Origin of the sequence: Salinibacterium sp. G-O1 (assembly GCF_030063305.1) — a bacterium.
Taxonomy (GTDB): Bacteria; Actinomycetota; Actinomycetes; order Actinomycetales; family Microbacteriaceae; genus Rhodoglobus.
Genome location: NZ_JASISV010000005.1, coordinates 40,515 through 53,997 on the forward strand (window position 1 = coordinate 40,515; position 13,483 = coordinate 53,997).

Sequence of the window (13,483 nt, forward strand, 5' to 3'; positions counted from 1 at the left end):
GGGTGAGTACTCGAGGTCGTGAGCGTGTCCACGCTGCCGGGAGCTTCATACGATGCCCTTCATGGCTGTCTCGATCTGGGTTTCATGAAGCCACGGCAGGATCCCCAATGGCAACGTCGTGTGAAAGGCCGGCCCAGCGTCGTACTCGCAGAACCGGTAGGACAGCGAGGAGGTTTCCAGCAGTGACTTCAGCTTCAGATGCGCCTCCCGGTATGCCCTGGCGTCCGGCGCGAAGGTGACGGTGACGGCCATCCCGAAGCGGGTCACCGCAGCGCCGTCGACGACTTCCTCCTCGAGCTTCTTGGCTTTCTTGATCCGATCCCGATCCGAGGCGGTCGATCGCGCCTTCGCGGTCGCAGCGGTGTTCGCTCGCGCATCCATTCGCTCCACGAGCTGCACCGTCCGTGACGGGGACACCGGACGGTAAAAAATCGCCACCCGCTTACGCAGGAACCGCTCAGACGGCCGGAACAAGGCCGCCATCGTGTCCTCGGTGATGTGAAGCCGTGGCGGGGCGAGCACCAACGTCGTCATCGACGCGACCCCATCGTGCAGGCAAATGCGTTTCTTGCCGTCGTCGAAGTAGTCCGGGCCGGCCTCCGTCACCCGAAGACCGGAATCCTGCCCCCGGAGCGCATCGCTTGCCACCTCGGCAGAGCGATCGGGGCTGTACGCGACCCGCACGCCCTCAGCCAGCGTCCTCGAGGTCGCCACGGACACCGAGCCTCCCCCCGCGTCGCGAAGCGCGTCGACCTGGTATGGCAGCTTCGCCGCCACCTCCGCGACGGCATCCTCTAACGCCTCCGCCAGCGACGGGACCGACCAGGTCAGTGTCACCCAGGTGGACACTTCCGAGTAGCGGGCAGGCAGCTGCTCCCCCGCCTCGAAGCTATGACGCCGCGCGATCTCCGGCGCGTCCGGGTCAATATCGGCGATGATGCGCTCAACCAAGGGCCCCTTATCGCGCAGCGCCGAATCGACCACTACAGTCGCGCCCGCCAGCGCATCATCCTTCGACATCGACGCAATCCACCCGCCATAAACAGCGACGTCGCGGTCGATCGCGGCCTGGGTGCGCATGTCCGTACCGTCCGCGTTGCAGGACAGCACTGCCGTCAGGGTCTTGTTGCGCGGGTTGTGGAGCAACGTGAACGGACGCCCGAAACCGTCCGTCCCGTCGATCTCGCGCAGGTTCGCCAAAATCCCCGGCAGTGACGTCAGAGCCTCAGCTGGGAGGGTCGAGAACAGCCCGGAGTTGAACGTCGATTCGCCGCGCTCAGTCCGGCCGCTGGCCGCGATCGCGCCCGAGAGCCGATCAGCGATCGTGCGCCCGGTCTGGTCGCCGCCGAAGCGGATGACGAACACCAGCTCGAACAGGAGCGTTACCGCCAAAGCGATGAGGCCTAGAGCGAACCAGCCGCGGGTGAAGGTCATCACCATGAAAATCAGCCCGCCCAGCAGCACCCCCCAGCCCGGCAGCGTCAGCCCTCCGAGGGTTGCTCGGTTCGTGGGCAGCCACACCCCGAACCGGACTCTTTGCGGTTGTTGCGTCTGGTCATTCATCGATCAGTTCCCCCACTCCGCGGCTACCAGTGGGCAGCATGTGACCCACCTCACGGGCCGCATCCCAGCCCGACCGTCCTGACCCACCTGACCGAGCGGCCGTCGACGCGCCAGAAGAACCAGTAGTGCCAGCTGCCCCGGCAGCACCAACTGAACCCGCAGCGCCGACAGATCCAGTCGCGGCAGCCCCGGCAGTAGCAGCCCCAGCGGCGGGCGCAGACGCGCCCGCCGTCATCACTACCGAACCCGCTGCGACACCGGCAACCACTGCGGTCCTAGCCGCGCCGAACGCCAACCCGCCAGCACTGGCACGGCCCACCGCCGACGTGATGGGCACTACGAGCTTCATCAGCGCCGGCAGCGCGAAGATGGCCAGCACGAACACGGCTAGGCCGACCATGGCCCCCTCGACGCCATCGCCGCCGAGCCGGAACCGGATGGACAGGCCGTAAAGAGCGGCCGCTACCGGGGAATAGAGCAGGAACGCAAGGAGCCACCCGGTCGTTTTCTCGAACATTGCCTCGTACTTGTCGAACATCGCGCCCGCCGCCGCGATCGGCCAGAATGGTACGAGAACCGAGATTGCTACCGCACGCAGGATCATGATGATCCATTGGATCCCGACCACAAGCAGGCCGAGGAGCCCGAAAACTAGGGCTATCGCGATGTTGTTGCTGAACGTCAGCGCCTCAAAAACGGGCGATGGGGGCTGGCCACCGTTGGCCGAGTCGAGGATGAACTTCGCCAGAGCATTCGTGCCTGCTTGCAGGGCGGTGAAAAACGCGACACCCGCCACCGAGATGAGGATCGCCCGCAGAAACTTTCGGCTCGCATCCGCCGCCACGTCACCGCGTGCCGACAGAGCGATGCGAATTCCGGCGACCATCAGCCCGAGGGCCAGTAGCAGTGCTTGGACCGGTAGCGCCACGCCCGAGAACCAATCAGCCGTCGACCCACCGATGACCCCGTCCAGGCCCCCCGCGATCCAGCCCGTGAAAAACCCGTTCCACAGGTCGTTCGCGCCCTCAATAAGCTGTTGCGCGAACTTCTCCAGCTCCTCCTGAGCGATCGTGGAAATGTTGCACCCTAGATTCAGTCCACACGGCTCAGCCATTGCTAGCCACTGTCCAGTATGTGAAATCGCCGTCGGTTTCATCAGACGCTTGACCCGTGGAGCCGTTGTCCAGCAGTTTCACCTTCCAGTCACCGTCGACCCACACCATCGGTGCTGGATAACCACTGAAGCCGGTGACGCTACCCGGCACTCGAAGCACAATTCGTATGACGGCGCGATTGCCGTCATACTCATCGACTTTGAAGCCGACCACCGAGATCCCGTTAGTTTCAATCTGCTTCTTTAGCTGCGACACAGAATCATCATTGAGCTCTGCGAGAGCGGCATCCCGGCCGGGAGATTCAGCGAGGTAGAAGTTCGCTGTGTCCAGCGGCGAATGGTCTACTTGGGCGAACAGAAACGACACTGCCGCGAGGGACGCACCGACGGGTGAATGTTCGAAGCAGGCGGGGAATCCTTCTGTTGTTGTTGTCGGGCCGGTGGAGTCCGACACCGGCCAGGTGATGCCCTGCGATGCGGCCCAGCGCAGATCGCTCGGCACTTTCCGATTGTCGCTCGGGGGTGCTTTGCAGCCGGAACCCGCCGCGCCCGGATCCGGGCTGTTCGTTCCCGGCGCCGGCGATGCTGTCGGTGACAGGGTCGGGGTTGGGTCGGTCGAGGGCAGTAAGAAGATCACAAGCGCAGCAATAATCGCCAGCGCCAGAACGCCGAAGGACGCGTACAGGGTGATCTTGCTCGTACGGGTGCTCTCGGTGGCCATGATTATCTCCTAGTTGGGGATGCAGTTGCTGTCAGGGCTGAGAAAAATTGCCACGATGCCAGATGCGGCGGCGATGAGGACAACGCCGCCAATCCACCAGCCCAAGGACTTGATCATCTCGCCACCGTCGCCGCGGCGGGATGAGAAGAACATGCCTATACCGATCAGAATCAGTGCGACGATCGCCAAGGCGACCGCGATTAGCTGCGTCCAGAACTTTGCGGTGTCCAACGCGTTCACTGCGTCAGCCGGTAGGCAGTAAGGAGCCATCGGAACCGTCGGGATCGCGGCGGCGATGGAGTGAAGCAGCTCGATCATGTTGTTTCCTTCCATGTGCCGCGGATACTCGCAGCGATCTTGGCCGCAGCTTTTGCTACAGCGGGGGTGTGAGAAGCGGTCATCGTGCCGCGAAGCGCCGCCAACCACGGGACACGAACGAGAGGTGCCGCTCCGGACAACACTCGAATCCCGCGCCTGACATCTGCGGGGAGCGTGCCTGGCGCATCCGCCACCATCAGGACCGCGCCCGCGCGGTAGGTAAGTGTCTTTGCTTGCTCGATGCCGCCCAGTGTCGTGCGTGCGACGAGGAGTAGACGCCCACTGCTCGCTTTCGGGTCGCCAATCTCGGTGCCGTCGAGCAAGTTTGCCCAAGTGGTCGCTCCAGATCCGTGATGCAGCCCGAACAGCGTCCACCCGCCCTTAATGGTCGGCTGCGGCACCAAGGGCGTGACATTGTCCGAGCGTGCGGGGCGCAGCCACTGCAGGATCTGTGGGTCGGCGATCGACTTCGCCGTCACCGACCCGTCAGCGCCGAGCGTCAGCGTGAACGGCTGCTGCTCAGTAGGGCGCACGGTAACCTCCCGCTGGCCGAGCTCGACGCTTCGGACCCGCAGCAGGTCGGTGATGTACTGGGCCGGGAGGATCCCTGCCGGCACTTCGAGGGCTTGTCCACCTACGGTCCAGATTGGGCCGTTCAGCTGTGCGACGGCGACCACGATCAGAGCCCGTCAACGATCGCTGCAGTGGCCGCGAGGTAGGCCCGCTGCGTAGCTGGTGCCAAGTTCTCGAACACGACCTGCGAACCGTCCGCGAGAGCTTCGTCGTAAGGCACCGTGACCACATGGCGCACGTAGTGGCGGAAGTGATCGACAGTCACCCCGCGCTGCTCGTCACTGGCTTTGTGTCGGGCACTGCATTTACGAGCCGGTCTGGCCGGTTCGGTCAGGACCAGCACACCTCGAGCAAGCTTGGCCTCCAGGCCCTGAGATATCAGGGTGTCTACCGTCGCGGCAAGTTTTTTCGCCGAGTCGCGCTTATTGAGCGCCACCAGCACGATCTCGTCCGCGATCTCTACGGCCGCCCGCCAAGTACTCGCCGTCGCAGCGTTGCCGGTATCGACAAGGATCAGATGATAGAACTGGCGCAGCATGCCGTGCAGCTGCGCAAAGGCACTCCCGTTGATCACTTCCTGATTGGAGGCCTTATTCTGCGACGCGAGAACCGAGAAGCGGTTCCCTCCTTGCGGACGCATGTAATTCATTAGCTCTGGCGAGTTCGACGAAACCGCGAATCGATCGATGTTCGCGAAGAGATCTGTCGCGGTCAGGTCGTGAGAGGCAGGCATGGCCAGGTCGCCAAGGGTTCCCTGGTTCTCATTGTTGTCCCAGGCGAGCACGTTTCCGCCACGAACGCGCCCGAGGGTGGCACCCAGCAGGTAGGAGGCTGTGGTCTTGGTCGACCCACCTTTCAGGTTCACAACGACAACGGTCTTATGGCCGGCGAGGCCGCGCTGCGCAGCCGCACGCCACTGGCGATCTTTCAACTCGTCCACGGCTGGACCGAGACGTAGACCCAAGGAGTTCAGAACACCGCGCCACCCTTGCTCCGCGGGATGGGTTGCTGGCTCCGGGGCGTTTGCACCAAAGTCGGCGGCGGACGGCTTGCGGGGCGGTACCAACGCTGGCACCGGCTCGTGCATATGGGCGTCGCGCCCCCCAGGTGGGTCTGCCAAGGCCACCGTCCCATCGACGGCCACCGTTACCCATGAGTGGCCGTCCTTCCCGGTGGCACGCACGAGCACAGGAGCACCCTGCTTACGGGCCTCCCGAGTGAACAAGTCGATCGCCGCGCCGTATGCATTTGCGCCGGCGGCTTCGTATACCTGCGCTCCATCGACCAAGACCGCGCCGTCGTCTTCGATAGCGAATTCTCGCCACATGGTGATCCTTTCCAGCCCTCATGCCGTCTTCGTCGGATGGCGCGGGACAGATCGTCGCCCTGTGCCATTAAATCATGAGTCTTGTCTAAATATTGCGGAATCGCAATCACGGGCTATGCCGATTCGTCTCCGCAATTGGGCTGTACAGACGGTTGAATAGCTAAATGGAAGACGACGCTACCCTCGCCCAGACCTCGTTAGAGGCCAGCTTCGCCATCCTGAACGGTGTTCCGCGACATTCGATCCTGAAGGCCCTTCTCGACCTCGGGAGGGCGACAGTCGCGGAACTGGCGGAACATTCCGGCGTGGGGTCCGCCACGGTGGCCCGCCACATCACAGAGCTCGAAGATTTGAACATTGTCACGGTCGATCTTCCGCGAGGCTCCCGGCGGGGGCGGGCGGCGAATATCTCACTCAACCGCGACCGGTATAGCGCGGCTCTCTCGACATGGATAGCCGAGATGAGCCCCCAGAAGTCTGTGTGAGATCCCCCTACTCGCTTCCGAAATCTCTCGCCATTTGAGAATCGATCATTTGCGAAATTGCTTGAAGGCTTTCCGGGGTGAGTGGCCCAAGAGATCGCGCAGCCACCCTAGTCAGCTTGTTGCGACGCAGGGTCTGGACCAGCTCGCGCTGCGCCAGTATCCGAGCAGGCAACTGAGGATCATCCCAATCCAGGAGGAACGATGGGTCGACCTCAAAGACTGCCGCCAATTCGGTGAGCAGCTTTGAGTCCGTCGTCAGGGGACCATCGCCACTGAGCATGTATGTCCAACGGCCCTCTGAGAGATTCACTCCCCGAAGTGAGAGGTTCTCCCGCAGCTCACTGAACCCGAGAACTCGATCGCCATGCCCACTCGCATAAGCGTCTTGAAGCAGATTGAGACGGCGCGCAAGCTCGACGGCGCGCGCGCGAACTATGACAGAGGGCTGGTCTCCTCCAGCTTTGCCGTCGTTCATTTCACGCGCCCCTTCCTGGTCGACCCTAACGCGTTCATTCGTTTCCCAACTGCCGGCTACGATCATGCAGCAAAGCAGAGGCCCACGTCCGAAGGGTCTCTTCAAACTTTTTAGGCTCCACATTCCACTCCATTGCATGAGGTGATTCCTCAAAAACTACCAACTCCGTGTGTTTGGAGTTGCGTGCCACATAGGCGGCAACCGTGGAAAACGGGACCAAGTCATCGCCCGGGTTGTGTATCACCAGCGTGGGAACGGGCCGCGTATGGTTCGTGGAGACGCTCTCAAGCGCACCGAGGGAGACCGGTGTGGAGAGACCGGCAAATCTACTCAGGACGCGATTGCCCAGAGCCACTTCCACTCCCCAGGCAACTGCTGCTGGTAGACGCGCTGCGCGGATGGCACGCTTGATGACTGCCCGCCAACTTGTCACGGGGCTGATGAGTACCATTCCTGCCACGCGATCGCGGAAACGCGACCTCTCCATCAGCAGCCGGGCGATAGTTGCTCCCATCGACCATCCGATGAAGATAATCGACTCTGCGCCAGAAGACATGACGAACGCGATAGCAGCCTCGACGTCGCGCCACTCCTCTTGCCCGAGAAAACTCGTTCCGTTTGCCGTCTGGGGCCCTTCCGTATCGCCTCGCCAAGAAACAACTAGCGACGTGATTCCTAGACCGCTCAGTGCTAGTACCCCGGGGAGGACAACTGAGCGTGTTGTGCGGATCCCATGAAGGTGAATTGCCCACACGGTCGAGTAGGATCCACTTCCCGGCGTCACTACCCACGCGGGTGATGTGCCCGCGTCGGAAACGATATCGACATTCTCGAACGGAAGTCCCAGGGCGGCAGGCGTGCGGTACACGTCTCGAACGAACGCCCCTTCCCCCTGGCGAGGAATCGCGGTGCCCGTTACTGAACTAAAAGCCCGAATAACGAACCCCTGTTCCGCCCCGCCATCGATGACTGAGCCAATACGGGCGTGACCACGGCCATTGTCGTAGATAAGGCCATATTCGCCCGGCAATACCGTCTGCGGGGTAACAGGAAACCGCACGGCATCACTCTGATGCAGCTCGAACGCGAGTTGTTTAGGCGCGGGTGCCGCCACGAGCTGCCGAGCGGCCATTACCGACACCCCAGTAAAGACAATGCAAACAAGGACGGCAATAGCCAACCCAACGATCAGAACCGTACTCATCAAGCCCTCACCGACCCCGGAACCGCACTCACTTGTTCAAGTTCACCTTCGGACTCCGCGAGCTGCCTCATGTGCTCTGGACGCAAAGTGATTCCATCCAGATACTGAAGGTTTCGCAGCGCGATCGCCGCTTCGTACGTCTCGTGTACTGGATCCAGGCCGATGCTGGACCGGAGGGCTTCCGCGACCGGAGAGCGTGTCGCGTTGCCGCTGTAACTGCCCAAAGCGCGACGTAGGCGCGCGGCGCGGAGGCGCCACTGAGCAAGTACCAGAGCGTCTCGTATTGTGATTGCGACGAAGCCGGCGACAGTCAGCAGAATGCCGGGATAGAAGAACACGTTAAACAAGACCCATGCGAGGTCGCCAGAAACCGGCTCGATAGCGCCGGCCAGGATTAGTCCGCAGTGAATGACAAGGGCCACCCCACCGACAATCGTCATGAGCGCGCCGACCTTGAAGGGGACGAAGTGTCTTCCGCGAAATGGAAGAAGCTGCGAAAAGATCCCAGCTGAGGTCCAGATGACGGCGGCGACGTAGACACATGCCCACAGGAAGGCGGCCGGATAAATCATGTGCTCGTCGACAAAGTAGATATTGGTGGTCCCACGGTCGGGGATCATGATAAAAAGCAGCACTTGGACGGCAAGCAAGGCCCAGAGAATGGCGCGCCCGCGGCGGGGGCTCTCCTTGCCGACTTGCACCGCGACCGCTTCGCGGAGGTACCAAAACGCGATCACGGGAAGCGCCGTGCGCAGCAGAAATAGGAGATTCACTCCACCGAGCCACGAATCTGCCAGCGGAATCGGGATGATCACACCAATGCTTAAGAGTGCTGCGATTCCTGTACCTGAGGCTATCCACGCAGGGCGCGCCTGCGGGCGGCGGAACGCCACCGGTGCTCGCGCCAGGAATAGGATTCCCAGCGCGATGACGGTCATCGTGTTTATCACAGTCCGAACGCACTCTCACGGCCATGCGACCCACTGATGAGTTTGCGCGCAAGTGCGTACGCAACGGCCTCGGCCATCAGCTCATGCTCTCCAACTTCCAGTCCGCGCGCCGCGGACCTCACGATTGCCTCGCGCATCCCAGCGGCTTCAACCAGGTCTCGAGGTATGAGGTCGAGAATGTCGCACTCCGTTTCTTCTGCCAGCATGTGTCCGAATTCATGGAATATCGAATGCTGTTGATACAGAGTCGAAGCCGCTGTCGGGTACAGGATGAGTACCTTCGTCTCAGACTCAAGGAGAAGGGCTGTAACAGCCTCCCACTCCCCGTAATCGAGTGGCACGAGCTGAATCGTCTTTCCTGAACGGGTCTCGATTCTTTCGATAATCGAACCCCAGTCGGGGCGTGACGGGAGATCCAGACGATCTACAATCGCCTGAGCTGACCGCTCCCGAACTCTGTGTTCTCGTGACGTCATTTCTGGCCTTCCGTCTTACGAAAGTCGTGCGATCTGCCGGTTTGTCCGCAATCATCGCGATACTCTCGCATGGCGAAGATTGCGGTTCCGCAATAGTAAGGCAATAATCATGATCTGATGATGCTTACAAACACCTTGCCCTGTCAGGACTTTACGCCGTGGCGCACCTCGATCTCAATGCGCACGGCGCGCCTGCCCTTAGCGCTGGCGTTAAGTGGCAAAACTTCTCACATGACGAGCAATGCAGGGATCAAGAGAAATCGACGCCCCCGTGTAGGTCTTCCCATCGTACGAACAGAAATACGACTATCCCCTGAGACCGACGCCAAGCTTGGCGCGGCTCGCATTGCCTCCGGCCACCTGTCGCTTTCGCTCTACATCGAGCGACTTGTCGCGGGCCTCGAAGCCGAGCACGGCAGCCTGCCAGTGCTCAACCCCGAACTCGATGGCATCCAGGAGGTCACCACGACAGCCGCTTAAACGAAAAGACCCGCCGCTGTCGCGACGGGCCTTCCAAGTTTCGTAGCTCAAACCTTCTCTTGCTTGCCGGCGGTAGAGGTTCGAGCTAATCAAAAGATCCGGATGAACCGGAGCTTTTGCCATACCAGAAATAAATTCCCGGAGAGGATGGCCCCAATACTAACCGATGCAGACGTTTTTGGCACGCCCTCTTCGCGAGAGCGTGTCGCAGGCGTAACCCAGGAACACTCCACGGCGTGGGAGATCACCCGCCGGGTGAGTCCACGCGACCAGGTGCGCGTGATGAAGCGAGACGCCTACGGTCGTCTCGACGAGAACAGCTACCCCACTGCGCACCGTGTCGGCCCGCACTGCCCCACGACGCCGTGGGCCATATACCTGGCCGATGACCACGGCATATTCCGCGTCCTGTGCTTCGATTTCGACGGCAAAGACAAGTACGGGGTCGATGCCGACCTCATGGAGGTGGCCCACGACGAATGCAACGTCCTATCGGGGGTGCTTACTCAGCTCGCGATCGCGCACGTTGTCTGCAAGTCGTCCGGCACCGGCGGCCGACACATCTGGGTTGCCCTGCGTTCCGGCGCGGCCGCCGCGCAGGTTGCCGCGGTCGCCACGGCTGCTCGGGCGAGTTTCCGCACCCTGGATCACGGGATGCTCCACAACAGTCGCACGGGCGCGGCGCGGCCGCCGCTTTCGCCTCACAGGGACGGCAGCTACTCGACAGTGCTGCTCGGTAGCCTCGACACCCTCATCGAGCCGTCGACGACCGTCGCCGACCTCGCCGCCCTCGCCGCCCTGCTCGAGCAGCTGCGGCCGGCGTCGCGGGCGGCCGACACCGCCCCGTCCGGGCCGGTCGACGCCTCACACCAGGCGCACCGCACGCTCAGCCGCGCAGGTACCGCCCACATGGCCACGATCGACGGCGGCAGCAATCCGAGCTGGACCGGGTTCATGTGCCTGCTCGCAGCAGCCAACGCTGGCTGGAGCCTCCGCGACGTTGAGCATGCCGTCAAGACCGCGCCGGGCATGGAGCATTACCGCACGAAGAACACCGGCCGCGGTGGCCGGCGGGCACGTAGTGCGTCGGAGGCCCGCGCCCGGCTTGAGCGTCAGTGGGACAAAGCCCAGCAGTACGCGGCCATACAACGACCGCTGCCAGCCGATCGGGAGCCCCGAGACCTCACGGAACTCACTACCATCGTCCACGACGTCGACGACGTCCTAAACCGCTTCCGGGTCTCCCCCGGCCGGTGGGGACGCACCGAGAAGGCGCTGTCCCAGCGCACGATCCTCACCGCTTTGGCCTATCTCACCCTGCAGACCGGCAAACGCGTCGTCGCAGCCTCCATCCGCGACTTGGCACTAATGAGCGGCCTCGGCCGCACGACCGCGGCAGATGCCCTCAGGGCGCTCTCAGAGGCAGGTTTCGCCGAGCAGGTCACCGGAAGTGACGGCGGCAACGCCGCCGAATGGCGGTTGACCCCACACTTTTCCACAGCCTCCAACACCATCCGGTCACAACCACTCAATAACCCCCGCCCCCCTTCCGAACTTTTCACTGTCCGCATTGATCTAATTGCAACCCTCGAGGAACAGTTGACCGATCAACGTCACGACCTTTTCACACGCGCGGGTCTTGGCCATCTGGCGGGCAAGGTTTATGCGATGCTTCGCCAATTTCCCGGCCTAACAGTTGATACGGCTGCGCGGATCCTGGGGGTCTCCCCCAGGCATACCGCCACGGTTCTCAGCAGACTCTGGCACCACAGGCTCATCGTCAAACACCCTGACGGATGGACTCGGGCGAAACGGGATCTCCGTGACCACGCAGCTCGAGCGCTTGGAGTTGCCGGGACTCTCGTCGATCGAGCCGAACGATATCGAGCCGAACGTGAAGTGTGGGCGTGGTGGCAGGCAGAGGTCGCGACGATGATGACAGCGCCAAGGCGCCGCCCTCGACGTCCACATGTTTCGAGCCGTACCCTCGAATTCGTCGATGAACGTCCCGGGGAGCGCAGCTGGCCCCGCTACCCCCGGGCAGCGGACGGTCGAGGTGACCATCGAGAAGCGAAATATTGGGCCCAGAATGGGATGCTTGCCCCGGATAGCCTCTGGTGGTCAGCCGCGGCCTAACGTGGTCAGACCTATCGAAGAACCGACCGGGTCGGGGCGGCCACGGGGGTAGCTCGTAGAGTATGAACGGATGCTCTCACCCCAGCAGAGCAGCCGCTACACGCGTGGCCGGACGCCCTACCTGGAACAGTCATGGGCTCGAATAAACGTTACGCCGAGGCGATCGACCGGCGGATGGATCAGAAGATCCAGAACCTCGCCGACCGGCCGCCGGTGCCACCTGCGGTGGTACGGCAGTGGCGGCCTCCATGGCCGCCGATCCGGTTCGGGGAGGATGAGTGGTTTCTGATGCGTGACAGCAACCGGGAGCCGGCCGCTATTATCCGAAAGCTCCGCATGGGCCCACGCAGCGAGACTTACTATCGGGTCGTGACCTGGGCGCTACAGTCCGCAGATCGAAATCTCGTGGGCTACTTTGCGACTCTCGAGGAGGCCGACCGGTCGGTGCTGTTCGTCCCCGACAACCCGCAGGTGCCAGGGGCATCCCGGGGGCCGAACGGCCTCTAACTCGAAGCGGGGCATCCCGCTCGAACGGATCGATGAGGGCGACCGCGCCGTGGCGCGGACAGGTGTAGGCGACCGCCCGGGGTCCGCCGCCGGCGAGTGGTTCGGCGTCGAGCTCACGCCCACACATCGGGCACTCGGGGCCGGTCCACCCCAGGTCATCGCTCACCCGACCCAGTGTGGCCGACGACCGTGCCTGGCGTCGGGAGTTGTGCACAGACACGGTGTGGTGCCGCGCGGCGGCGCTGCGCTCGGGCCAGGGCCCGGTTTTTTGGCCGTGAAGCCTTCGGCAGCATACGGTCGGCAGGCCTCCGCGCAAGCAGCTGCGCTGCCAGGTCCGCCGACAAGTGCGGCACGCGGTCGCATGCTCCCTTATTTCGCGCCGCACTTCTCTCCCCACCGCCCTGGCGGGTTGCACTACGACCAGCTCTCCCTAGCGGCGGTTACCCGCCTTCACGGCAAAAAAACGTGAAGAGAGGGAGAAGATCATGTCCGGGTTCATCACTACACGACCGCAGCGCACCAGTGACGAGATCGCGGCAGACCGTAAAGAAGCCACCACGTTTTTCGCACGGTTCGACCGACCCAACACCATCACCAAACGCGATGTCGCCCGACTCATGAGCTACTACGCCCACGATTGGCGGCTGCTGCGGTGCGACGTCGAAGCTCACGTCTGGAGCCAGCGGGTTAGACCCAACGCGGCGCAGGTCAGGCAGGCCCGGAGCCGACGTGAGGCGACGGCTCAGGCTGCCGAAGAAGTCGCGCGCATCCCGCCACGCGGCGACGCACCGCTACGCCGGTACGCGCACCCCGTGACTCGCCGGATGCTCCCCGAAAGCTCGCTGCACTCCGTCAGCGCTGGAGAACGGCTGGAGGCTCAAGGCCAAGCCGCGAGATTCTGGCGACTTTGCGCAAGCTCACCGTCATTCGGTCGCCAGTTGCTGCGCGCTCAGATCCCGTTCCCCCAATGGCTGGCAGCACACCCCGACTACGGGCCGCTGAGGGACGCTCCCGAGGGTTACACCGGAAGCTCACGGCCAGCGACCAAGGCCCGATACCGGAAGGGCAAGATCCGGCCCGTCGGGATCAGCTACGACCGGGCGCTGCAAATCGCGATGAAGATCATCCGGTAGCCGGGCGCGGCTATGCCGCGG

15 protein-coding genes are annotated in these 13,483 nt (G+C 62.9%); 5 read left to right on the top strand and 10 right to left on the bottom strand.

Annotated elements, in window-relative coordinates; all coding sequences use genetic code 11:
- Positions 1 to 45 precede the first annotated feature (45 nt).
- Genes QMG83_RS15310 through QMG83_RS15335 form a run of 6 tightly spaced genes read right to left on the bottom strand, consistent with a single transcriptional unit; the run spans position 46 to position 5,478 of the window.
- Positions 46 to 1,563: an SCO6880 family protein gene (locus tag QMG83_RS15310; RefSeq protein ID WP_283506289.1), complete on the bottom strand. Its 1,518-nt coding sequence runs from the start codon at positions 1,561 to 1,563 to the stop codon at positions 46 to 48.
- Positions 1,556 to 2,677, bottom strand: coding sequence for a hypothetical protein (locus QMG83_RS15315; RefSeq protein WP_283506290.1), 1,122 nt, complete (start codon positions 2,675 to 2,677; stop codon positions 1,556 to 1,558). The genes QMG83_RS15310 and QMG83_RS15315 overlap by 8 nt, the downstream gene beginning before the upstream one ends.
- A complete protein-coding gene (locus tag QMG83_RS15320; protein WP_283506291.1) occupies positions 2,670 to 3,398 on the bottom strand; it encodes a DUF8175 domain-containg protein in 729 nt (242 codons plus the stop codon). Before QMG83_RS15320 ends, QMG83_RS15315 begins: the two co-directional genes overlap by 8 nt.
- A gap of 9 nt (positions 3,399 to 3,407) precedes the next feature.
- Positions 3,408 to 3,716: a TrbC/VirB2 family protein gene (locus QMG83_RS15325; RefSeq protein WP_283506292.1), complete on the bottom strand. Its 309-nt coding sequence runs from the start codon at positions 3,714 to 3,716 to the stop codon at positions 3,408 to 3,410.
- On the bottom strand, positions 3,713 to 4,393 hold the full coding sequence (locus QMG83_RS15330; RefSeq protein ID WP_283506293.1) for a hypothetical protein: 681 nt from the start codon (positions 4,391 to 4,393) through the stop codon (positions 3,713 to 3,715). Before QMG83_RS15330 ends, QMG83_RS15325 begins: the two co-directional genes overlap by 4 nt.
- 2 nt (positions 4,394 to 4,395) lie before the next feature.
- A complete protein-coding gene (locus QMG83_RS15335) occupies positions 4,396 to 5,478 on the bottom strand; it encodes a MinD/ParA family ATP-binding protein (protein ID WP_283506294.1) in 1,083 nt (360 codons plus the stop codon).
- Between the two features lie 302 nt (positions 5,479 to 5,780).
- Between QMG83_RS15335 and QMG83_RS15340 the strand changes: the two genes are divergently transcribed.
- Positions 5,781 to 6,101, top strand: a complete 321-nt coding sequence (locus QMG83_RS15340) for a winged helix-turn-helix transcriptional regulator (RefSeq protein ID WP_283506295.1) — start codon at positions 5,781 to 5,783, stop codon at positions 6,099 to 6,101.
- A gap of 7 nt (positions 6,102 to 6,108) precedes the next feature.
- Here QMG83_RS15340 and QMG83_RS15345 read toward each other — a convergent pair whose 3' ends face one another.
- The 4 genes from QMG83_RS15345 to QMG83_RS15360 are packed head-to-tail and all read right to left on the bottom strand — an operon-like array spanning position 6,109 to position 9,071.
- The gene (locus QMG83_RS15345) at positions 6,109 to 6,642 is read right to left on the bottom strand and encodes a hypothetical protein (protein WP_283506296.1); all 534 of its coding nucleotides are present in this window, start codon (positions 6,640 to 6,642) and stop codon (positions 6,109 to 6,111) included.
- Positions 6,611 to 7,780 carry an alpha/beta hydrolase family protein gene (locus QMG83_RS15350; RefSeq protein WP_283506297.1) on the bottom strand — a complete coding sequence of 390 codons (1,170 nt, stop codon included), beginning with the start codon at positions 7,778 to 7,780 and terminating at the stop codon, positions 6,611 to 6,613. The genes QMG83_RS15345 and QMG83_RS15350 overlap by 32 nt, the downstream gene beginning before the upstream one ends.
- Positions 7,780 to 8,718: a hypothetical protein gene (locus tag QMG83_RS15355; RefSeq protein ID WP_283506298.1), complete on the bottom strand. Its 939-nt coding sequence runs from the start codon at positions 8,716 to 8,718 to the stop codon at positions 7,780 to 7,782. Before QMG83_RS15355 ends, QMG83_RS15350 begins: the two co-directional genes overlap by 1 nt.
- Positions 8,719 to 8,726: 8 nt before the next feature.
- A complete protein-coding gene (locus QMG83_RS15360) occupies positions 8,727 to 9,071 on the bottom strand; it encodes a hypothetical protein (RefSeq protein ID WP_283506299.1) in 345 nt (114 codons plus the stop codon).
- A gap of 366 nt (positions 9,072 to 9,437) precedes the next feature.
- Here QMG83_RS15360 and QMG83_RS15365 point away from each other — a divergent pair, with 366 nt between their 5' ends.
- The 4 genes from QMG83_RS15365 to QMG83_RS15380 all read left to right on the top strand — a co-directional run bounded on the left by QMG83_RS15365 (position 9,438) and on the right by QMG83_RS15380 (position 13,462).
- Entirely contained in the window at positions 9,438 to 9,686 is a 249-nt protein-coding gene (locus QMG83_RS15365; protein ID WP_283506300.1) for a hypothetical protein, read from the top strand.
- Positions 9,687 to 9,833: 147 nt separating this feature from the next.
- Positions 9,834 to 11,822, top strand: a complete 1,989-nt coding sequence (locus QMG83_RS15370; RefSeq protein WP_283506301.1) for a hypothetical protein — start codon at positions 9,834 to 9,836, stop codon at positions 11,820 to 11,822.
- 132 nt (positions 11,823 to 11,954) lie between these two features.
- Positions 11,955 to 12,329: a hypothetical protein gene (locus QMG83_RS15375; protein WP_283506302.1), complete on the top strand. Its 375-nt coding sequence runs from the start codon at positions 11,955 to 11,957 to the stop codon at positions 12,327 to 12,329.
- A gap of 485 nt (positions 12,330 to 12,814) precedes the next feature.
- A complete protein-coding gene (locus QMG83_RS15380; protein ID WP_283506303.1) occupies positions 12,815 to 13,462 on the top strand; it encodes a hypothetical protein in 648 nt (215 codons plus the stop codon).
- The last annotated feature ends 21 nt before the right edge of the window (positions 13,463 to 13,483 follow it).

Bases quoted from the DNA above. Each gene is read 5' to 3' on its own strand.
- QMG83_RS15310 (WP_283506289.1), bottom strand. From the start codon at position 1,563: ATGAATGACCAGACGCAACAACCGCAAAGAGTCCGGTTCGGGGTGTGG.
- QMG83_RS15315 (WP_283506290.1), bottom strand. From the start codon at position 2,677: ATGGCTGAGCCGTGTGGACTGAATCTAGGGTGCAACATTTCCACGATC.
- QMG83_RS15320 (WP_283506291.1), bottom strand. From the start codon at position 3,398: ATGGCCACCGAGAGCACCCGTACGAGCAAGATCACCCTGTACGCGTCC.
- QMG83_RS15325 (WP_283506292.1), bottom strand. From the start codon at position 3,716: ATGATCGAGCTGCTTCACTCCATCGCCGCCGCGATCCCGACGGTTCCG.
- QMG83_RS15340 (WP_283506295.1), top strand. From the start codon at position 5,781: ATGGAAGACGACGCTACCCTCGCCCAGACCTCGTTAGAGGCCAGCTTC.
- QMG83_RS15345 (WP_283506296.1), bottom strand. From the start codon at position 6,642: ATGATCGTAGCCGGCAGTTGGGAAACGAATGAACGCGTTAGGGTCGAC.
- QMG83_RS15350 (WP_283506297.1), bottom strand. From the start codon at position 7,780: ATGAGTACGGTTCTGATCGTTGGGTTGGCTATTGCCGTCCTTGTTTGC.
- QMG83_RS15355 (WP_283506298.1), bottom strand. From the start codon at position 8,718: ATGACCGTCATCGCGCTGGGAATCCTATTCCTGGCGCGAGCACCGGTG.
- QMG83_RS15365 (WP_283506300.1), top strand. From the start codon at position 9,438: ATGACGAGCAATGCAGGGATCAAGAGAAATCGACGCCCCCGTGTAGGT.
- QMG83_RS15370 (WP_283506301.1), top strand. From the start codon at position 9,834: ATGGCCCCAATACTAACCGATGCAGACGTTTTTGGCACGCCCTCTTCG.
- QMG83_RS15375 (WP_283506302.1), top strand. From the start codon at position 11,955: ATGGGCTCGAATAAACGTTACGCCGAGGCGATCGACCGGCGGATGGAT.
- QMG83_RS15380 (WP_283506303.1), top strand. From the start codon at position 12,815: ATGTCCGGGTTCATCACTACACGACCGCAGCGCACCAGTGACGAGATC.